Source organism: Actinoplanes sp. M2I2, assembly GCF_023544445.1.
GTDB lineage: Bacteria > Actinomycetota > Actinomycetes > Mycobacteriales > Micromonosporaceae > Actinoplanes.
In genome coordinates this window covers 276,237-296,699 of sequence record NZ_JALPVJ010000011.1, presented here as the reverse complement: position 1 = coordinate 296,699, position 20,463 = coordinate 276,237, and the positions used below count along the sequence as shown (strand labels likewise).

Annotated in this window: 18 protein-coding genes; 6 read left to right on the top strand and 12 right to left on the bottom strand. The window is 72.2% G+C overall.

All coding sequences use genetic code 11. The features are described 5' to 3' along the window. Positions 1–51: 51 nt before the first annotated feature. A complete protein-coding gene (locus HJC40_RS24510) occupies positions 52–675 on the bottom strand; it encodes an NADPH-dependent F420 reductase (RefSeq protein WP_250003838.1) in 624 nt (207 codons plus the stop codon). Positions 676–902: 227 nt separating this feature from the next. Between HJC40_RS24510 and HJC40_RS24505 the strand changes: the two genes are divergently transcribed. Continuing rightward, complete coding sequence (locus HJC40_RS24505) at positions 903–1,883, top strand: LysR family transcriptional regulator (protein WP_250003836.1); 981 nt, start codon at positions 903–905, stop codon at positions 1,881–1,883. Between the two features lie 523 nt (positions 1,884–2,406). Here the strand turns inward: HJC40_RS24505 and HJC40_RS24500 are convergent. The 5 genes from HJC40_RS24500 to HJC40_RS24480 form a co-directional block, all read right to left on the bottom strand. After that, on the bottom strand, positions 2,407–3,438 hold the full coding sequence (locus tag HJC40_RS24500; RefSeq protein WP_250003834.1) for a sialidase family protein: 1,032 nt from the start codon (positions 3,436–3,438) through the stop codon (positions 2,407–2,409). 122 nt (positions 3,439–3,560) lie between these two features. Next, positions 3,561–4,007: a GNAT family N-acetyltransferase gene (locus HJC40_RS24495; RefSeq protein ID WP_250003831.1), complete on the bottom strand. Its 447-nt coding sequence runs from the start codon at positions 4,005–4,007 to the stop codon at positions 3,561–3,563. A gap of 17 nt (positions 4,008–4,024) precedes the next feature. After that, a complete protein-coding gene (locus HJC40_RS24490; protein WP_250003829.1) occupies positions 4,025–4,609 on the bottom strand; it encodes an FHA domain-containing protein in 585 nt (194 codons plus the stop codon). Positions 4,610–4,658: 49 nt separating this feature from the next. Continuing rightward, entirely contained in the window at positions 4,659–5,306 is a 648-nt protein-coding gene (locus tag HJC40_RS24485; protein WP_250003827.1) for a chemotaxis protein CheB, read from the bottom strand. A gap of 45 nt (positions 5,307–5,351) precedes the next feature. After that, positions 5,352–6,365: an LLM class flavin-dependent oxidoreductase gene (locus HJC40_RS24480; protein WP_250003825.1), complete on the bottom strand. Its 1,014-nt coding sequence runs from the start codon at positions 6,363–6,365 to the stop codon at positions 5,352–5,354. A 247-nt stretch (positions 6,366–6,612) separates the two neighbouring features. Between HJC40_RS24480 and HJC40_RS24475 the strand changes: the two genes are divergently transcribed. Together HJC40_RS24475 and HJC40_RS24470 are read left to right on the top strand one after the other, a co-directional pair. Then, entirely contained in the window at positions 6,613–7,512 is a 900-nt protein-coding gene (locus tag HJC40_RS24475) for a DMT family transporter (protein ID WP_250003823.1), read from the top strand. Between the two features lie 32 nt (positions 7,513–7,544). Beyond that, complete coding sequence (locus tag HJC40_RS24470; protein ID WP_250003821.1) at positions 7,545–8,324, top strand: N-formylglutamate amidohydrolase; 780 nt, start codon at positions 7,545–7,547, stop codon at positions 8,322–8,324. On the opposite strand, the gene HJC40_RS24465 is transcribed toward HJC40_RS24470, so the two are convergent. Together HJC40_RS24465 and HJC40_RS24460 are read right to left on the bottom strand one after the other, a co-directional pair. Then, positions 8,317–8,787, bottom strand: coding sequence for a molybdenum cofactor biosysynthesis protein (locus HJC40_RS24465; RefSeq protein WP_250003818.1), 471 nt, complete (start codon positions 8,785–8,787; stop codon positions 8,317–8,319). The genes HJC40_RS24470 and HJC40_RS24465 overlap by 8 nt on opposite strands. 9 nt (positions 8,788–8,796) lie before the next feature. Beyond that, a complete protein-coding gene (locus HJC40_RS24460) occupies positions 8,797–10,101 on the bottom strand; it encodes a neutral zinc metallopeptidase (protein WP_250003816.1) in 1,305 nt (434 codons plus the stop codon). A 76-nt stretch (positions 10,102–10,177) separates the two neighbouring features. On the opposite strand from HJC40_RS24460, the gene HJC40_RS24455 reads away from it, so the two are divergent. Continuing rightward, on the top strand, positions 10,178–10,807 hold the full coding sequence (locus HJC40_RS24455) for a formylglycine-generating enzyme family protein (protein ID WP_250003814.1): 630 nt from the start codon (positions 10,178–10,180) through the stop codon (positions 10,805–10,807). On the opposite strand, the gene HJC40_RS24450 is transcribed toward HJC40_RS24455, so the two are convergent. The 4 genes from HJC40_RS24450 to HJC40_RS24435 all read right to left on the bottom strand — a co-directional run bounded on the left by HJC40_RS24450 (position 10,797) and on the right by HJC40_RS24435 (position 16,981). After that, on the bottom strand, positions 10,797–12,431 hold the full coding sequence (locus tag HJC40_RS24450; protein ID WP_250003812.1) for an ABC-F family ATP-binding cassette domain-containing protein: 1,635 nt from the start codon (positions 12,429–12,431) through the stop codon (positions 10,797–10,799). The two genes, HJC40_RS24455 and HJC40_RS24450, sit on opposite strands and share 11 nt — an antisense overlap. 1,516 nt (positions 12,432–13,947) lie before the next feature. Further along, a complete protein-coding gene (locus HJC40_RS24445; RefSeq protein ID WP_250003810.1) occupies positions 13,948–14,325 on the bottom strand; it encodes a hypothetical protein in 378 nt (125 codons plus the stop codon). 1,569 nt (positions 14,326–15,894) lie between these two features. Beyond that, the gene (locus HJC40_RS24440) at positions 15,895–16,710 is read right to left on the bottom strand and encodes a PhzF family phenazine biosynthesis protein (RefSeq protein WP_250003808.1); all 816 of its coding nucleotides are present in this window, start codon (positions 16,708–16,710) and stop codon (positions 15,895–15,897) included. A 76-nt stretch (positions 16,711–16,786) separates the two neighbouring features. Further along, the gene (locus tag HJC40_RS24435) at positions 16,787–16,981 is read right to left on the bottom strand and encodes a hypothetical protein (protein ID WP_250003806.1); all 195 of its coding nucleotides are present in this window, start codon (positions 16,979–16,981) and stop codon (positions 16,787–16,789) included. A gap of 107 nt (positions 16,982–17,088) precedes the next feature. Between HJC40_RS24435 and HJC40_RS24430 the strand changes: the two genes are divergently transcribed. Both HJC40_RS24430 and HJC40_RS24425 read left to right on the top strand, forming a co-directional pair. Further along, positions 17,089–18,507 carry a sigma 54-interacting transcriptional regulator gene (locus tag HJC40_RS24430; RefSeq protein WP_250003804.1) on the top strand — a complete coding sequence of 473 codons (1,419 nt, stop codon included), beginning with the start codon at positions 17,089–17,091 and terminating at the stop codon, positions 18,505–18,507. Between the two features lie 2 nt (positions 18,508–18,509). Beyond that, on the top strand, positions 18,510–20,462 hold the full coding sequence (locus HJC40_RS24425; protein WP_250003802.1) for a VWA domain-containing protein: 1,953 nt from the start codon (positions 18,510–18,512) through the stop codon (positions 20,460–20,462). Position 20,463: the final 1 nt, after the last annotated feature.

Sequence of the window (20,463 nt, the reverse complement as noted above, 5' to 3'; positions counted from 1 at the left end):
CTTCTGTTCCTTATGGGTGAGGTGGCGCGAGAAGTGGTAGTGCGGCTGTGCTCAGCCGAGATTGCTGACGCCGAGGGCGAAGTTGAAGTCCCCCACGCCGTGGCGGGCCAGGCTGACCATCAGCAGGCCGGTACCTTCCAGCCAGTGCGCCATCTCCAGGCCTCCGGCATCCAGGGGGCGCAACCCGAGGCTCTCGATGAACGCCGACACGCTCGCCTTGGCCCGCGCGTCGTCGCCGGCCAAGAGCACGTCCAGGGAACGACCCGGGGCCAGGACGTGGCCGAAGACGGTGTTGAACGCCTTCACGACGTGCGCGCTCGCCGGGGCGGCCTTGGCGATCTGCTGCGCGGCGGATGTGCCGTCCGTGGTGGTCAGCCCGCTGGCGTCGGCTTTCATGGGGTTGGTGATGTCGATGATGACCTTGTCGGCCAGCGCGTTTCCGTACTGGGCGACGACCGGCACGGCGCCGGCGTGCGGCACGGCGAGGATGACGATGTCGCCGGCGGGGGCGGTGCCGAATGTCCCGGCCGTGGCGCCGCCGCCGAGCGCGGCGGCCAGGTCCTTGGCCTTGGCCGCGTCGCGACCGATGACCTCGACGGCGTGGCCGCCCTCGACCGCGCGGGCGGCAATGGCGCGGCCCATACCCCCGAGGCCGATAATGCTGATGCTGCTCATGGAGCGCCTGCTTTCTGGAGGGAATATCTGGAAAGAACGCCACGCCCACTCCGTTATTGTTAACGGTTGTGTCGTCGATGCCATCGAACGACATGACGGGCCTGGCCCAATTCAGGACGTGCTAGGTCAACTTCTGGGACCTGTTATCAAGCCCCGATGTCTGAATCTGGTACCGAATTCGCTCCGGCCTGTCGGGTACCAATTGAGGATGTCATTGGCCTGAGCGGGTGTCCAAGACCTATTTCAGCGATTGCGATACCCTGGAGGCATCGCCACCGGGAGGCTCCATGGATCTGGATTTGGATCTGCGCAAGGTACGCTACTTCGTCGCCGTCGCCGAAAAGCTGCACTTCAGCCGCGCCGCCGATGAGCTGCACATCGCACAGCCGGTGCTCAGCCGGCAGATCCGCGCTCTGGAACACGATCTCGGCACCCCGTTGCTGACAAGGGACAGCCACGGCGTGGCGCTGACCGACGCCGGCAGGCAGTTGCTGACCGACGCCGGCCCGCTGCTGGCCTCCGCGCACGCGGTCCGCCGCCGGGTGACCGAGGCCGCGAGCGGCAGCCAACGGCTGATGGTCGGCTTCCGCGCGGGCATCACGGCCACCGCGGCGGTACGGGAGTTCGCCATCCGGCACCCGGACGTGATCGTCGACCTGCAACGGATCGAATCCGACGACCAGGCCACGATGCTGCTCGACGGCCGCATCGACGTTTGCTATGTGCGGCCGCCCATCGACGAGACCGGCCTGCGCATCACCCCGCTCTACACCGAGCCGCGGGTGGCAGTGCTGCCCGCCGGCCACCGATTGGCCGGCAAGGAGCAGATCACCGAGGCCGACCTGGCCGGCGAGCCGCTGCTCTGGCATGCCGACACGAGTACGCAGCCCACCAAGCGCCCGCACCCTAACGCCGGATACCTGGTGCGCGGGGTGGACGAGACGCTCGAACATGTCGCAGCCGGCCGGGGTATCTCGTTCCTGGCCCGTTCGGCGACCGTGTTCTACTCACACCCGGAAGTCAGCTATGTGCCCGTCACAGATCTGGCACCCGACCAGGTGTGCCTCGCGGTGGCGGAATCGCGCACCTCGCCGCTGGTCGCCGACTTCCTCACCGCGGCGCAGGCGACGTCCGACATCACAGCAGAATGCGGGAACTATGAAATGTGGCAGCTTGGAGGCGAAACCGCTTCAAAGCGCGTTGAGTAGTTCGACCGACAACAGCAGCGCCACAAAGGGCACGCGGCCACGGCAATGGCGAAGGCATTGAGTCTCGATCTCGCCGAGCATGCGCGGAATCCGCGCCGGTGGCATGATCTCCCAAGAGTCGACGAGACACCCCGAGGCAATACCGACCGACCGAAGTGACTGCCGCAATCGATTCCGACAGAATACTCAGCGAATTCACCTCGGCAGATCCGCGCACTCACGGTCAGTCGCACCATGATCGTCTGCACGGAGAGTGAACGGGCTCCGGAGCTATTGCCGGCTTCACCGCCGATAGAGATCCACAAGTGGTGCCGATTCTCGTGAGCGTCTCGGCACTCGGCGCCAGCGAACGTGGTGCCGGAAGTCGCGAACACCGGCGCCGAAACTCGCGAACGAAACCAGGGCCCTGGGCGCTGGTGACTGACGGCAGCCCCTAGGCGTATCTGACGGATCACACGATGTCGACCGTACTGGAGCACGCCGAGCCGCGGCTGGGCCACGGCTCGGCGGACCTCAGGACAGCTCAGGCCGGGTAGTCGGCCGGGGTGGTGAAGAAGCCGATGACCGTGGCCTCGTTGACGTCGAAGCCCAGGGTCAGGAACCGGCCGGGCTCGACCTCGACGCTCGACGGGTTGGCCTGGTCGCCGTGGCCCGAGTCGTAGAGCTGCACGTCGCCGTAGCCGTCCCAGGTCTTGCGGGGGTCGCGGACCAGGCGGCCGACCGTCTCGCGGTGTTTCACCCACCGCTCGGACAGGTCGCCGTAGGTGACCAGCACCTCGCCTGTGCTCAGCGGCAGCGCGTGGTGCGACGAGGCGGGCATGTCGGTCGGCTGCTTCTCGGTCCAGGTGTGGCCGCCGTCGGACGAGCGGCACAGGTACGCCCGGTTGTCGGTCGTACGGATCAGCGCGACCAGCTCGCCGTCGTCCAGCAGGGTCAGGGTCGGCTCCTGGTAGTGGATGCCGCCTGCCTCGTCCTCGGCCAGCAGCACCTCGCTGTCGGCCGGCCAGGTCAGCCCGCCGTCGGTGCTGCGGACGACCGTCGCCTGCATCCACTTGCGGCCGGGCAGCCGCCCGTACAGGGGCAGCAGCACGTCGCCGTTCGGCAGCTGGGTCGCGCTGCCGTGCGAGGCGGCCCAGGTCGGCACGGCCGGGTGGTAGCGGCCGTTCTCGTGGATCATGTGGGTGCCGACCTCGATGGGCTCGCTCCAGGTGCGGCCGCCGTCGGTGCTGCGGTGCACGAACGTGCCGTAGGTCGAGTGCAGCGGCGGGTTCGTGCTCCAGTTGATGACGAAGTAGCTGAGCAGTACGGTCCCGTCGGCCAGCACCCCCAGCTTGGGGTCGCGGTCGTCCCACTGCCCGTCGACCACCACGCGCGGCTCCGACCAGGTCCGGCCCCCGTCGGCGCTCTCGACCAGGCTGATCCGCCCGTCCGACCGGACGTGCGCGGTGCCCTCGCGGTAGCCCGCCAGCAGGCGGCCGTCGGGCAGCTTCACGATGTCGGGGAAGTGGGCCAGCAGACCGTTTCCGGCCCGCGCCACGGTGAACGGCGTCGGCATGCTCAAACCTCCAAGGTTCCGGCTCCGCATCCATCTAACCGCCCGCGCGGCGGGCCCCGGCTGCCGCCCCGGGGCCGTACCGGTTGACCAGCCGTTCCTCCTCAGGGCGGCTTGACGCCTCCTCAGAGCGGCTTGACGAAGAAGACGCGCCGGAAACCGTGCTCGGTCGACCGGCCGACCTCGCGGAACCCGCGCCGCGGGTAGTAGGCGAGGTTCTCGGTCATCGCCTCGTTGGTGCACAGGCGCACCTCGGGCAGCCCGAGCTCGCGGGCCCGGTCCTCGGCGAAGGCGAGCAGCCGCCCGCCGACGCCGCGGCCCTGGGCGGCGGGCGCCACCGCGATGGTCTCCACCTCGAGGTGGTCCCCGGCCGGCTCGAGGTGCAGCATGCCGAGGACGTCGTCCCCGTCGGCCGCGACCCAGCACCGCCCGGCGGCGACCAGGGCGTCGTAGTCGGCGGTCATCGGCCTGGGCGGCGCGCCGATCCGGGGGATGTAGTGCGTGAAGGCGTCGTCGACCAGTTGCCGCACGCGCCGGGCGTCCGTGGCGTTTCGCGCCGGACGTACCTCCATGACGTCACCGTCCCGTCTCACCCGCTCGAGGGCAGCCGCCGGCCGGCCCGGATCCATCCCCCGGCGATCAGGAGGACACCGGAGACCAGCGCGGCCGAACCCACCAAGGCGGCAGCGTACGCCGACACGAGCCACCAGCCCAGCCCAGCGCACGCCAGGCCCGCGCCGGCCGCGCTCAGCGCCCGGGCAGCCCCGCCCCGGCCCGGCGGTTGGGCCGCGTCCACCGGCACCGGGGCGTCGGTCCGGGTGAACTCCAGCCGGGTGCGCCCGACGCCGATCACGTCACCCGGGCGCAGCCGTTCGCGCCCGTCCACCCGGTGCCCGTTGCGGGTGGTCCCGTTGGTGGTGCCCAGGTCCTCCACCCAGAAGGCGCCGTCCGACGGGCTGACCCGGGCGTGCCGGCGGTTCGCGTACGAGTCGGTGAGCCGCAGGTCCGCGTCGGGCGCCGTGCCGATCACGACCGCGCGCCGGGCAGGGAGAGCGAACGACCCACCGCCCGGCGCCCGCACCAGCCGGGCCGGCGATGCCGGGCCCGGCTGTGGCGCCGACGAGCGCGGGCCGGTGACCGGGGCAGAGGACGCGCCTGGCGCCGGCATGGTCATGCCCGCATGGTGTCACGTGATCGGGTGATCGCGGTGCGCCACGATGGCGTCAGCCGACGTGCTTGCCGATCGCGTCGGCGATGGCCTCGAGCGCGAGGACGTGGTGGACGCGCCCGGTGGTGACGGCGGCGGCGGGCATCGACGGGTAGGTGGAGGTGGCCTGGTCCTGGGCGATCACGGTGCCGCCGCAGTGGGCGATCGCCCGCACGCCGGCCTGGCCGTCGTGACCCATGCCGGTGAGAATGACCGCCAGCGCCCGTTTGCCGCAGGTCACCGCGAGCGTGGCCAGCATCAGGTCGGCCGAGGGCCGGGCCGGCGGCAGCGCCCCGGTGGGGATCAGGCCGATCCGCGCCTCCGAGGTGACCAGCAGGTGCCGGGCCGGCGGGATGACCAGCGCCAGGCCCGGCTCCATCAACGTGTGGTCGTCGGCCATCTCCACCCGCAGCTGGGTGCCCCGGCGCAGGATCTCGGCGAGCTGACTGGTCCGAGCCGGGTCCTGGTGCAGGGCGACCAGCACGGCCGCGGGCAGGTCGGCCGGTAGCGCCGTCATCACCTGCAGCAGCGCGTCGACCCCGCCGGCCGAGGCGACCAGCGCCACCACGGGGAACGGGACGGGGTAGTGGTCGGGCGGGGGCAGACGGAGGTCGACCGCGGCCGGTTCCATCGCGGACAGGTCGGGGTCGCGGAATTCCGTCATCGCGGTCAGACTACGCGCAATCCCTTGTCCGGAGCTGTCGGGTTGTCAGGGCGTCCAGCCGATGGCGGGCGCGATGAACTTGGTGATCGTCTCGAGAATCCGGGCGTTGTAGGCGACGCCGAGCTGATTCGGCACGGTGAACAGGATCGTGTCGGCCGCGCGCACGGCGGCGTCGGCGGCGAGCTCCTCGGCGATCTTGTCCGGCTCCCCGGCGTACGTGCGGCCGAAGCGCGACCGGACCCCCTCGAGCAGGCCGACCTGGTCCTCGTTCTCCTGCCCGCCGAAGTAGATGCGGTCGATCTCCTCGGTGATAGGCAGCACGCTGCGGGAGATCGAGACCCGGGGCTCGCGGCTGTGGCCGGCCTCGGCCCACGCCGAGCGGTAGAGCGCGATCTGCTCGGCCTGCAAGTCGTCGAACGGCACGCCCGTGTCCTCGGACAGCAGGGTCGAGCTCTGCAGGTTCAGGCCGACGCCGGCGGCCCACTGCGCGGTCGCCCGCGTGCCGGCTCCCCACCAGATGCGCTCCCGCAGCCCGGGCGCCTGCGGCTGGATGGCCAGCCCACCGCTGACGCCGGTGCGAGCCGGGTCGGTCTGCGCCACCGCCGCGCCGGAGATCGCCTCGAGGAAGATCTCGGCCTTCGAGCGGGCCAGGTCGGCCGCGGTGGCCCCCTCGGGCGGCACGTAGCCGAACACCTCGGCCCCGCGCAGCACCGACTCGGGCGATCCCCGGCTCACGCCCAGCTGCAGCCGCCCCCCGCTGATCAGATCGGCCGCGCCGGCCTCCTCGGCCATGTAGAACGGGTTCTCGTAGCGCATGTCGATCACGCCGGTGCCGATCTCGATGCGCGACGTGCGCGCCCCGATCGCGGCGAGCAGCGGGAACGGCGACGCCAGCTGCCGCTCGAAGTGGTGCACCCGGACGAACGCGCCGTCGACGCCGAGCTCCTCGGCGGCCTGCGCCAGCTCGATGGTCTGCAGCAGCGCGTCACCCGCGGTGCGGGTCTGCGACCCGGCGGCGTTGCGCCAGTGCCCGAACGACAAGAAACCGATCTTCTTCACGTCCTCCTCCAACCCTGACCGTGGCCGGGCGATTCCCGCGACCGCCCGTCTCGTACGCCCGGCGAGCACACCGCTACCATGAGCGCATGCGCCCGAGGCCCGCCCTCTCGCCGCCCCGCTCCTGAGCGGGACGGCTGACCGGTCGATCCGCGTCCGGCCCTGACCGGGGCCCGCCGCGCGTCGGCGCGCACCTCCGGCATGTCCCGCTTCCGCGACCCTTCCCCTCCAGTCGCAGGAGCGATAACCCTTGTCTGTCATCGAACGAACCCGTACCACCCACGGACTTCTCTGGCTCGTCGTCGCCGGCTGCCTGTGGGGCACCGGCGGTCTCACCGGCACGCTGCTCGCCCGCGAGGCCGGCCTGTCCTCGCTCGGGGTCGCCGCGGCCCGGCTCGGTGTCGGAGGTCTGCTGCTGGTCGCCTACCTCCTGGTCACCCGGCGGGCGTTCCCCCGCGGCCGTGCCGCCTGGACCCGCGTCGCCGTGGTCGGCCTGCTCGCCGCCGAGTTCCAGGCCACCTACTTCGCCGCGGTCGCGCACACCGGCGTCGGCCTGGCCACGCTGCTCACCATCGGCGCCTCGCCGGTGCTCGTGCTGGCGGCCGAGGCGGTCACCGGCCGCCGCCGGCTCGGGGCCCGGGCCCTGGCCACGGCCGCGGTCGCCCTGGCCGGGCTGGCACTGCTGGTCGGGGTGCCGTCCGGCGGCCCCGGCACCGGTGAGCTGATCACCGGGGGCGGCTTCGCGCTGCTGGCCGCGGCCGGGTTCGCGACCCTGACGGTCGTCGCCGCCCGCCCGGTCGAGGGCCTCGACGAGCTCGCCGCCACCGGTCTCGGCTTCACCCTGGGCGCGGTGGCGCTCGCGCCGCTCGCGCTCGCGGGCGGTCTCGCCTTCACGGCCACCCCGGCCGCCGTCGGTCTGCTCCTGCTGCTCGGTCTCGGGCCGACGGCGATCGGCTACGCCGCGTACTTCCGGGGACTGCGCACCACGGCGGCCGGGACGGCGGCCCTCATGGCGCTGCTGGAACCACTGGTCGGCACCGCGCTGGCCGTGCTGATCCTGGGCGAGCGCCTGGGGCCGGCCGGATGGGCCGGCGCGGCCCTGCTGATCGTCGCGCTCGCCGCCGAGAGCCGGTCGGGCGACCGGAGCTGACCGCGCCGGGCGCCCGCGGTTAGCATCGCCGGGTGGGGTTCGACGTCGTACCGGGGGATCCGCTGTCACCGGTGATCCTGCACGTGCCGCACGCCTCCCGGGAGCTGACCGCGGACGCCCGCGCCGCCATCGTCCTGAGCGACCCGGCGCTGGCCGACGAGCTCGACCACCTCACCGACGCGTACACCGACCGGATCGCGCTGCGGGCGGCGGACACCGCGGCGGTCCGGCCGTGGATCTTCGTCAACGGGCTGTCCCGGCTGGTCGTCGACCCCGAGCGGTTCCCCGACGAGCGCGAGGAGATGCGGGCGGCCGGCATGGGCGCGGTCTACACCCACGGCTACGCCGGTCGCCGGCTGCGCGACGACGACCCGGTCCGCGACGCCGCGCTGGTGGCCGACCACTACGACCCGTACGCCGCGGCGATGACCGGCCTGGTCGCCGCCCGCCTCGGGGCCACCGGCCGCGCGGTGATCATCGACGTGCACTCCTATCCGGCCCGGGCGCTGCCCTACGAGCTGCACGGCGACGGCCCGCGCCCACCGGTCTGCCTGGGCGCCGACGACTTCCACACCCCGCCCGCGCTGCTCGCCGGCTTCGGTTCGTTCCCGACCGGGGTCAACACGCCGTTCGCCGGCTGTTACGTGCCGCTGCGCTTCTACCGCCGGGAGCGGGCGGTGAGCGCGGTGATGGTCGAGATCCGGCGCGACACCTACCTGACCGGGCCGGGCGGCGCCCCGCACGCGGGTCTGGCCGAGGTCGCCGACGCGCTGACCGCGCTGGTCGGCACGGCCACGGCGGGGCTCAGCTGACGACGACCCGCACCGCGCCGACGCGGAGGATCCCGTCGTCGAGCGGGGTGCACCGGATGCCGCCCTTGCCCCGCAGGGCCTTCCAGGCGCCCGGGCCGACCGTGACGTCCATCCAGGCGCAGGGGTGGGCCCGGCTGGTGACCCGCAGGCGCACCGGGCCGTCGCCCGAGTCGAGGGTGAGCACCGAGCCGATCAGGTCGTCGACCGGGTGACCGGCGAGCAGGACGTTGCGCCGCACGGCGGCCAGACCGGCGCCCGGTGGCAGTGACTCCTGGCTGATCACCGTGACGCTCGCGTCGCGGTGGGCCGGCTTACCGAAATAGCGATCACCGACGATGCCCAGTCCGGCCCGGATCCGTACGTGATCGACCAGCTCACCCGGCGGCGCGGGCGCGGGCCCGGCCGACGGGCGGCCCTCGAAACGGTGCAGCGGCGACGCGAGCAGTTCGACGATCTCCGGCACGTGAGAATGCTAGTCCGTGCAGGCGGCCAGGCCCTTCAGGGTGCCCTCGCGGTAGGCGGCGATGCGGTCGAAGGCCGTCGCGCCGTCGCCCTCGGAGTTGCGGCCGAACGCCAGCAGCGCCTGCACGGCCTCGTCGAGGTCGCCCGGGGAGAGCTGCAGCCGGGAACCCGGGGGCCGGGTGAGCAGGTCGTTGGTCCACGAACCGGCCAGGCAGTCGACGACCAGCTGGCCCTGCTCGGTGCGGGTGGGCTGACCGCGGCGGGTCTGCGCGGCCCGCGCGAACAGGTCGCCCAGCAGCATGCCGATCGCGAAGTCGCCGATCCGGTCGTGCAGCGCCGGGCCGAGCTCGGTGCTGTCGAACGCCACGAAGTCGCCGGCCGGGCAGTAGAACGCCGCGCCCTCGGCCGACGCGTCGGGCTGCGCGCAGTCCGGCGGGTCGCCGGCCCGGAACGGCTGGATCGCCAGGTCGGCCCACTGCCCACCGGCGAGCCGCGGGTACGTGCGCTGCCAGTACGACTGGGCGTCGTCGGCCAGCCCGCTGACGGCGTCGTCGTAGGACAGGTTCCCGCCGCTGGCCGCCTCCTCCTCGGTGCTGAACGGCACCTCGGTGACCGGCAGGTTGGTCCGGCGGTAACCGGCGCAGGTCTTCACACCCTCGTCCACCCCGTCCTGCAGCGCGCGGATCCGGTCGAACGCGTTGCCGTGCGCGCCCTCGGCCAGCGCCGGGGTGCCCGGCTGGTCGCGCAGCGACAACATGCCCGCGACGGTGTCGTCCAGCTGGGCCGGGGTCACGTCCTTGAACGCCGTCGACCGGCCGGCCAGCACGTCGGCCAGCCAGGCTCCGGCGTAACAGTCGGCCTGCTGCTCGAGGACGACGGTGGGCTGGTTCTCCGGGCCGATGCGGGTCTGGATGGCATGCCCGTACTCGTGGGCCATCACGAACCCGACCAGCAGCGGGCCGAAGTCCTTCTGCAGCTCCGGGATCAGCGTCTGGGCGTCCCAGGCGATGAAGTCGTCCGGTGGGCAGTAGAAGGCGTTCGGCTCGTACGAGGACTGTTGCCCGCCGCAGGCCGGTGGCGGGTCGGCCTCCGAGTACGGGAAGTGGCCGCCCTGCACCGGGACGAACTTGGCGCCGTCGGCGATGCTGCCGAACTGGGCCCCCCAGAACCGCTCGACGTCCTGGAGCGCCGGGGTGACCACGTCCTCGGTCGGCCGGACCGACCGGCGTTCCTCCTCGAACGGAATGACCGAGCACCCGCTCAGCAGGCCGATGGCCATCACCAGGCCCGTCGTGAACAGACGCTTCGCCGCCATCGGCCCTCCTCGTCGTCTCGCCGGCGAGGGTGCCCCCGCGCCGGCGATTCATCAACCGCGATGTCAGGATCGCTGCATGCCCGTGATGGCCCCGATCGAACCCGGAACGGTCACGCTTTCCGACCGCCGCACCGAGCGCCGGTGGACGGTGACGCTGCTGCCGTACGAGATCGGGGTCTTTCCGGTGACCCGCGAGGAGTACGGCCGGCCCGGCGACCCCCGGCTCCCGGTCGCCGACGTGTCCTGGCTGGACGCCGTCGCCTGCTGCAACGCGCTGTCCGCGGCCGAGGAACTGCCCCCGGCGTACGAGATGGGGCCGGACGGCGACGTCCGGTTGCTCGCCTCGCCCGGCTACCGCCTGCCCACCGAGGCCGAGTGGGAGTACGCCTGCCGCGCCGGGACCGAGGGCCCGCGCTACGGCCCCCTGGACGCGATCGCCTGGTACCGGGACAACGCGGGGGAGGGCCCGCACGAGGTCGGCGGCAAGGAACCCAACGCGTGGGGCCTGCACGACATGCTCGGCAACGTCTGGAACTGGTGCTGGGACCTGTACGACCCGGAGGTCTACGGCAGCTACCGGGTGCTGCGCGGCGGCGGCTGGTTCGACGAGCACTGGAGCTGCCGCGCCTCGGTGCGCCGGCGCAGCCACCCGGCGTTCCGCGTCGACGACGTCGGCTTCCGGGTGGCCCGCACACTCACCCGCTGACCTTGCCGCCGGCCACCTCGAGGTGGCGGGTGATGGTGACCGCCTCGAGCATCCGGCGGTCGTGGGTGACCAGGAGCAGAGTTCCCTCGTACGACCCCAGGGCCGACTCCAGCTGCTCGATCGCGGCCAGATCGAGGTGGTTGGTCGGCTCGTCCAGCACGAGCAGGTTGACGCCCCGCGCCTGCAACAGCGCCAGCGCCGCCCGGGTGCGCTCACCCGGCGACAGGCTCGCGGCCGGCCGCGGCACGTGCGCGGCCCGCAGGCCGAACTTGGCCAGCAGCGTGCGGACGTCGGCGTCGCTCAGCTCGGGCACCGCCTCCCCGAACGCGACGGCCAGCCCCTGATCGCCCAGGAACAGCCCCCGCGCCTGGTCGATCTCACCCACGACGACACCCGACCCGAGATGCGCAGCCCCCTCGACCAGCGGGACACGCCCCAGCAACGCCCCCAGCAATGTGGACTTGCCCGAGCCGTTGGCGCCGGTGATCGCCACCCGGTCGGCCCAGTCGATCTGCAAGGTGACCGGCCCCAGCCGGAAGTCCCCGCGCCGCACCACAGCGTCGCGCAGGGTGGCCACCACCGAACCGGACCGCGGCGCGGCGGCGATCTCCATCCGCAGCTCCCACTCCTTGCGGGGCTCCTCGACCACGTCCAGCCGCTCGATCATCTTTTCCGTCTGCCGCGCTTTGGCCGCCTGCTTCTCGCTGGTCTCCCCGCGCGCGTGCTTGGCGATCTTGTCATTGTCCGGAGCCTTACGCCGGGCGTTGCGCACGCCCTTGTCCATCCAGGCCCGCTGCATCCGGGCCCGCTCCAGCAGGTCGTCCTTCTTGCCGGCGTACTCCTCGAACTCCTCGCGGGCGTGCCGGCGGGCCCGGTCGCGCTCCTCCAGGTAACCGGCGTAGCCGCCGCCGTACAGGGCGACCCGCTGCTGGGCCAGGTCGAGCTCGAGCACCTTGGTCACCGTACGGGTGAGGAACTCGCGGTCGTGGCTGACCAGCAGCGTGCCCTTGGTCTGGTGCTCCACGAACCGCTCCAGCCGCCGCAGCCCGTCCAGGTCCAGGTCGTTGGTGGGCTCGTCGAGCAGAAAGATGTCATACCGGCTGAGCAGCAGCGACGCCATCCCGGCCCGGGCCGCCTGCCCACCGGACAGCGCGGTCATCGGATGCTCGAGGCCGACGGTCAGATTGAGCTCGGCCGCGACCTGCTCCGCCCGCTCGTCCAGGTCGGCGCCGCCCAGGTCGAGCCAGCGCTCCAGCGCGGTGGCGTACTCGTCATCGGCCCCCGCCCGCCCCTCGGTGAGCGCCTCGGTGGCGGTGTCCAAAGCCAGCTGCGCGGGCCCGACCCCCGTACGCCGGGCGAGGAAGTCCCGGACCGTCTCACCGTCCCGGCGCTCCCGCTCCTGCGGCAGATAGCCGACGTTGGCGGTGGGCGGACTGAGCGACACGGTCCCGCCTTCGAGCGGCACCAGTCCCGCCAGCGTCCGCAGGAGGGTGGTCTTGCCGGCGCCGTTCACCCCGACCAGCCCGATGACATCACCGGGCGCGACCACGAGGTCGAGGCCGGAGAACAGAACGCGGTCGCCGTGCCCAGCGGCGAGATCCCGGGCAATCAGAGTGGCACTCATCGCCGGGTCATCCTATGCGAGGGGAGGACGCCGGTCGGGGCCGCCTCTCGACGGGTCGCCGGAGGCCTCCGACCTTGTGCGCGGCTGCGGGCCCGGGGTGGTTGTCGTTCCGAACCGTTGTCGGTGGTCGGACGGCTGCCGTCCTGGACTGCGGCCAGCGCTGTGGTTGCGGTGGCTGCCGCCGGTAGCTCTTTTCAGATTGCCGGACAAATCACCGCACGGGCGATCTCGCAACTGATGTGAATGCCACCGATCCGGGCAGTGCGGAATTCGCATCCTTGCTCAATTGCTATACTGCGACTGTCTTCGTCGAGCGATATTCGGCGAGCCTCCAACGTTGTTTTAAATCGACTTCGTACTCCCTATGCTAGTTGCCGTCGCGCTCGGGTCCTGCCGCTATTCACCCGCGCACTTCCTCACCGAATCCGATCCTCGCCACCTGGCCGGCCCGCACACTCTCGTGTCGATTCTCGATCCTGCCACCAGTTCGCGATCGCCTCCACCCGCCCAGCTCCCGTCGTGCCGGGCCGGCCGCAGGCATTCGTGCCGCCCATCCCTCGCCGTGCTCTCTTCTGCCATGCCCCGCTTCCGCACCTTTCCCGCGCCCGCGTCTCGCCAGCGCCCGGTCGCACGACCTCGCCGTGCACCCGGCCCCCACGTCCGGCGCCTGGCCCCGCCTCACCCCCCGGCGCCGCGCACCTCGCCCCGCACATCACCCCACATCGGGCGCGTGGCCCGGCCTCACCCTGCGTCCACACCTGCCCGCTCTTGCCCTGCGCCTGGGCTCCCGCCCCGCCACTCCACGCGCCTGGCCTGGTGCCTGGTCCCGCGCCGCGCACCTCACCCCGCACTTCGTTCTACGCCTGATCCCGCACCCCGCCGCCCCGCGCGCCTGATCGGGCGCCTGGTCCCGCGCCGCGCACTTCACTCGGCGCCTGGTCCCGCGTTGGGCGCATGGTCCCGAGTCACCCCTCGTCCGCACCTCGACTGGTCCCGGGTCGGGCGCTTGGTCCCGTGCCCCGCCGCCTCGCGCGCCTGGTCCCGCGTGGGTCGCGTAGGGCGCTTGGCCCCGCCTCATCCCGCGTCCACATTTCGCTCGTGCCCGACCCTGCGCCGGGCGCTCGATTCCGTGCCGTGCGCCCGGCCCGGCCAGGCTCGGCGCCTGATTTGTGCCTCCGCCGAACCCGCTCCGGGCCGCGTGCCCCCCATTTCGCCCGCGCCCGTCTCGCCCGAGCCCGTCTTGCTCCGCTCGCCCGCCCGCCTGTCTTGCCTGAACCCGTCTTGCTCCGCTCGTCTCGCCCGAGCCCGTCTCGCCCGAACCCGTCACACCCCGCTTCGCCCCGCTGCTTCGCCCCAGTTCTCCCACCCCGCCCCGCAACACCGGCCAGGAAGATCGATCGCGCAATATGCTTTGACGAATTTGAAGCATGGCATCCGGATGTGCTCCAAGTTTGCGGATTTCCATATTGCCCTTCGTCGTCGGGTATGCTTCCGGTCGAGCAAACCCCCCATTCCTTCAGCGCCTTGATTCAAGAACTGACCAATCATATGAATGAAGTTTTTTTGGCATGATCCTTCCTGGCCGCGGCGAGCTTTCCGGAGCGGATTGCGGGAGAATATCTGTATGCGGCAGCTGCAGTTCTTCAGCACGGTGGAGCTGGCGAAGATGCGTGACCGTACGCGAGCTCGCAACTATTCTCCGGAGCGCGACGAGTTCCGCCGCGAGCATGAACGGCACCGAGCCTGGGGCCTGAAGCAGCGGCACGCAGCCCGCCTGAGTCTCCTGCGCCGGGAAGCCGCTCAATGCGACCGGCGCGAAAGTCTCGATCTCGCTGACCAGGAGCGTCCGCGCGACGACGAAGTCGGCGTCGGCGTCGGCGTCGGCGTCGAGCACGGTGACGCTGCCAAGCCAGCCGGCGATCCCGAGGCAGGCGTGGGCCCGGGAGCCAGTGGCGGCGCGGAGGCAGTTCTTGGCGCAGGAGAAGGTGGTGGCGCCGGGGAAGGTGGCTCCGGGGCAGGCGGCGCGGGAGCCGGTAGCGGCGCCGGCGCAGATGGTGCGGGAACATGTGGCAGCGCCCAGGCGGGAGGGATTCCGCAGCCACGCCGCAGCTCAGAGCTGGGTGACAGCTCCAGGTTGCGTGGCCGAGCCATGTCAGGCGTTCGCTCAGGTGCCGGCATCGGTGCAGATGAAGGAAACTGTCCCCAACTGCGTGTCAGAAGCGAGGCCATCGATAGGCCCGAACTGCTCCAGGCATCCGAGCCGTCCACGCCACCGGAGGAGTCCAAGGACGCCCCCGCACGAGCTCGGCCGGCGCCGACAATCGACGGGCGGGCCACGATCACGGACGACGCGAATGGCCGACCGGCCGAGACTTCTCCGGCGGACCCCGCGCGCGCCGACGCCTTCGAGAAAAGCCACTCGCAGGCCGAAATGTCAGCGTGCGGAGGCTGGTACGAGCGCGACATCGTCGTGCCTCGCTCACGAAGACCGGCCAACCCGCGCGGGCCGTGTCAACCGCGGCCCGCGACGATCCACCGCCAGTTGCCGCCCACGCTGACCGGGTGCTCCGCTTCACGCGCGATCCGGCCTCAATACGGCCGCCGCGAGGCACAACGAAGACACCAAGCGCTCGGGCCCCCTGGTACTCACCGAGAGATCTCAGGAACGGCAGCCACCTTGTCCGCAGGCCCCGCATGGTCCGCCACCGTCACTATTAGTAGGTCGCGCGGCGGCAACCGAAGACCCAGCTACGCCACGCGCTGGGTCATCGATCGGGCCATGCGCAACCACAACGGAGATCGGGCCGTGCGGAACCACAACGGAGGCTGTCGGCCGGCTCAGGACGCCGCTGGCCTGGACAGCCGCCGGACGATGCCGCGGCGTCGTCGGCTGCCGGACCATTCGGTGGGCGGTGAGGGCGGCACCCGGCCTGGCCATGACACCGCCAGCCTGGTCAACTGCCCGGCCCATCCGGTGAGCGGTGGAGGCGGCACCCGGCTTGGTCAGGACGCCGCCGGCCGGGTCAGCTGCTGGACCATCCCTGGGCGGCGAGTGGCGGCACCTGGCCCGACCACGACGCCGGCGGCCTGGTCAGCTGCTGCACCATCCCTGGGCGGCGAGTGGCGGCACCCGGCCTGGCCACGACGGCGGCGGCCTGGTCAGCTGCTGGACCATCCCTGGGCGGCGAGTGGCGGCACCCGGCCTGGCCACGACGGCGGCGGCCTGGTCAGCGGCCCGCCCATCCGGTGAGCGGCGAGGGCGGCACCCGGCCCAACCACGACGCCGCACGCCTGGTCAGCCCTCGTAGCCACCACCGAACAGTGACGGACGGCAGCCGCCCACCCATAGGCCGCGATCGGCGGCAGTCAACATGAGATCAGCCCGGCCCGGCAGCCCGACCATCAACCGGCACGACCCCGTTCCCGCCGATCAAAGCGATGAAGCCCCACCGACAGCATCGACCTAGGCCAGCGGAACCGCAGCCCCGCTGACCCGCACCCCCGCCTCGCCCGGCACCAGCCTCACCAGAAGCCGGCTCGGCCGCCCGAGATCGTCCCCCTGCCGCAGGTGCAGGGTCGCGTCCGCCGGCACCAGCCGCAACGCCCGCAGATAACCCCCCAGAGCCGCCGCGGCTGCCCCCGTGGCCGGGTCCTCGACGACCCCGCCGACCGGGAACGGGTTGCGGACGTCGAAGGTGTCGTCGGCACTTCGGTGGACGAGCTGGATCGTGGTCCAGCCGCGGGCCTCCATCAGGCTTTTCAAGGCTTCGAAGTCGTAGTCCAGATCGGCCAGCCGCTCGCGGGTGCGGACGGCGATGACCGGGTGGTGGGCGCCCGCGTACGCGACCCGCGGCGGGAGGGACGGGTCCAGGTCCGCCTCGTTCCAGCGCAGCGCCGTGAGCAACGCGGCCAGGCTGCCCGGGGGCAGGTCGGCGATCGTCGGCGGGACGCTGGTCAGGGTGGCTCGTCCCTCTTCGACCGTCACGGGCACGTCGCCGGCCTTGGTCGTGAACGTATAGGCGCCGTCGCCCAGGGCTACCGCTGTGGCGACGGTCGCGTGGCCGCAGAACGGGACCTCGATCAGGGGGCTGAAGTAGCGCACCCGGTAGCGCCCGCCGCCGAGGTCGTGGGTGACGAAGGCTGTCTCCGAGTAGCCCACGTCGGCCGCGATCTTCAGCATGCCCGCGTCGTCCAGCTCGTCGGCGTCGCGGACCACGCCGGCCGGGTTGCCGCCGGCCGGGTCGTCGCTGAACGCCGTGTACCTCAGCACCTCAGTCATGACTTCAGCCTGCCGCCCCGCGCGCGACGTGGTCCAGGGCCACCTGGGAGACCCTGGACGAGGTCCACGTCACAGGTCAGATCCAGGTGGGCGTCAGCTCGAAGTCGGCGGCGGCGACGTGGCGGGTGCCCGGGGATCGGCACCGGGCCGGCAGCCAGGCCACGGCGAGCTGCGAGACGGTGGCGCCTCGGCCTGCGGCCAGGGCTTCGAGCTTCCGTACGGCGTCGAGTGTTCTTCTCGTAGTTGCCGGGCTGCCGGCGCGGGTCGACATCCCGGCCGAGCGCCGAGCGGCGGGCGGTGGTGCTGACGGCGTGCGGCGGTTGTTCCCGGCGGCCGAGCGACGGCAGGTTGTCACAGGGGCGGAGTAGCGTTCTTTCGGTGACAGACGCACCAACCGCGATCACACCGCCAACCGACCTTCCGCGCACCCTGGGCGAGCTACGGGCCTCGGGTCACGAGTTCCGCACCGTCAAGGAGGAGCTGCGCGACAACCTGCTCTCCCGGCTCCGCTCCGGCGCGCCGCGCTTCCCGGGCATCGTGGGCTATGACGACACCGTCCTGCCCGAGGTCGAGCGGGCCCTGCTGGCCGGTCACGACATGGTCCTGCTGGGCGAGCGCGGCCAGGGCAAGACCCGGCTCATCCGGGGGCTGATCGACCTGCTCGACGAGTGGACGCCGGTCATCACCGGCTCCGAGCTGCACGAGCATCCCTACCATCCGCTCACCCCGGCGACCCGGCGGCTGGTGGCCGAGACGGGCGACCTGCTGCCGATCTCGTGGCTGCACCGCTCGGAACGCTACGGCGAAAAGCTGGCCACGCCCGACACGAGCGTGGGCGACCTGATCGGCGACGTCGATCCGATCAAGGTGGCCGAGGGCCGGGCGCTGGGCGACCCCGACACGATCCACTTCGGGCTCGTGCCGCGCACCAACCGGGGCATCTTCGCGGTCAACGAGCTGCCCGACCTGGCCGAGCGCATCCAGGTGTCGCTGCTCAACGTGCTCGAGGAACGCGACATCCAGGTCCGCGGCTACCAGCTGCGGCTGCCTCTCGACCTGCTGCTGGTGGCCTCGGCCAACCCCGAGGACTACACCAACCGCGGGCGCATCATCACCCCGCTCAAGGACCGGTTCGGCGCCGAGATCCGCACCCACTACCCGGTCGACCTGGCTCTCGAGACGGCTCTGGTACGGCAGGAGGCCGCTCTGGTCGCCGCCGTGCCCGACCACCTGATCGACGTGCTCGCGCGCTACACCCGCGCGGTGCGCGAGTCGCCGGCGGTGGACGCGCGGTCGGGCATCTCGGCCCGGTTCGCGATCGCCGCGGCCGAGACCACGGCGGCCTCCGCGCTGCGGCGGGCCGGTCTGCGGCAGGAGCGTGAGGCGGTGGCCCGCGTGTGCGACACCGTGTCGGTGACGTCCACGCTGCGCGGCAAGGTCGAGTTCGAGAGCGGCGAGGAGGGACGCGAGACCGAGGTGCTCGCGCACCTGCTGCGGGTCGCGACGGCCGAGACGTTCCGTGACCGGCTGGCCGGGCTCGACCTGTCCGGCTTCACCGAGCTGGTCGCCGAGGGCGCGATCATCGAGACCGGTGATCTGGTCAGCGCCGACGAGCTGCTCGGTCAGATCGGCACCGTGCCGGGGCTGGCCAAGGTGCTCGACCGGCTCGGGCTGGGCGACGCGCCCTCACCCGGGCAGGCGGCCTCGGCCATCGAGTTCGTGCTCGAGGGTCTCCATCTGACCAGGCGGCTGGCCAAGGAGCTCACCGACGACGGCCGCACCCTGTACGGGAGCTGATCATGGCCGGCAGTCGATTCCGGTACGGCGCGTGGCGGGACGGGCCCGACCCGCTCGCCCCGCCGTACGACGTGCGCGCGGCCGTCGACGAGGTCGGCGAGCGCGTGCTGGCCGGCGACAGCCTGCGCGACGTGCTGCGCGATCTGGTGCGGCGCGGCCCGCAGGAGGGTCGCGGGCTCGACGAGCTGCGCGACCGCGCCCGCCGGATGCGCCGCGAGGCGTTGCGCCGGGGCAACCTGGACGGCGCGGTCACCCGGGCGCAGCAACTGCTCGACCAGGCGATCGCGGCCGAGCGCGACGAGCTGACCCGCCGCGACGACGACGAGGCGCGATTCAGCGAGGCCGTGCTCGACAATCTGCCGCGCTCGACGTCGCGCGCGGTCGAGGAGCTGTCCGACTACAACTGGGCGTCGGCCGAGGCCCAGCAGCTCTACCAGCAGATCCTCGACGGGCTGCGCCGCGAGGTGGTCGAGCAGCGGTTCGCCGGCATGAAACAGGCGTTGCAGCAGGGCGACCTCGAGGGCGTCAACGAGATGGTGTCCGACCTCAACGACCTGCTGGCCAAGCACGCCCGCGGCGAGGACACCAACGACGCCTTCCAGCAGTTCATGGACAAGCACGGCCAGTTCTTCCCCGAGCAGCCCAAGGACGTCGAGGAGCTCATCGACTCCCTGGCCCGGCGGGCCGCGGCGGCCGAGCGGCTGATGCGGTCGCTGAGCCCGCAGCAGCAGGAGGAGCTGTCCCGGCTGATGGACCAGGCCCTCGGTGAGGGTCCGCTGCGGGGGCAGTTGGGCGAGCTGACCGACAACCTCCGGGCGCTGCGCCCGCAGCTCAACTGGGGCCGGGGCGAGCGCATGCGGGGGCCCGAGGACCTCGGGTACGGCGACGCGGCCGCCGCCCTGGGCGAGATCGGTGAGCTGGACGAGCTGCTCGACCAGCTCGGCCAGGAGCATCCGGGGGCCACGCTCGACGACGTGGACGTCGAGACGGTCGAACGACAGCTCGGCCGGGCCGCGGCCGACGACGTCCGCCGGCTCCGTGAGCTCGAACGGGAGCTCAGCCGCCAGGGGTGGGTCACCCGCGACTCCGAGGGGCTGACGCTCTCGCCCAAGGCGCTGCGCCGGCTCGGGCGTACGGCGCTGGCCCAGGTCTTCGACGATCTCTCCGGTCGTAAGCAGGGCCAGCACGACCTGCGTGACGCCGGGGCGGCCGGTGACCTGATCGGGTCGTCGCGGCGCTGGGAGTTCGGCGACGAGCAGCCGCTCGACGTCGTCCGCACGATCGGCAACGCGGTCCGGCGGCGTTCCGGGACGGGCGGGGTGGGCGTGCTGCCCGTCCGGCTCGAGCCCGACGACTTCGAGGTGGCCGAGACCGAACGACGGGCCTCGGCGGCGGTGGCGCTCTGCGTCGACCTGTCCTACTCGATGTACGCCGACGGGCGCTGGGGCCCCATGAAGCAGACCGCCCTGGCCCTCTCGCATCTGGTCGCCACCCAGTTCCCGCAGGACTCGCTGCAGATCATCGGGTTCGGCAAGTACGCCAACGCGCTGTCGCAGGGCCAGCTCGCGGCGATCGACCCGACCGCCGAGAAGGGCACCAACCTGCAGCACGCGCTCAAGCTGGCCGGCCGGCACCTGCGCCGGCACCCGGGGGCTGAGCCGGTGGTGCTGGTGGTGACCGACGGCGAGCCGACGGCCCACCTCGAGCCCGACGGCGAGGCGACGTTCTGGTGGCCGCCGCTGCCCGAGACCATCCGGGCGACCATCCACGAGGTCGACCACCTGACCCGGGCCGGCGCCACGCTGAACTTCTTCATGCTGGGCGAGGACCCCGGCCTGCAGCGGTTCGTGGGCGCGGTCGCCGAACGCAACGGCGGCCGGGTGTTCAGCCCGGACGCCGACGAGCTCGGTCGCTACGTGGTCGACGACTACGTGCGCGCCCGGCGGGGGCGCTGAT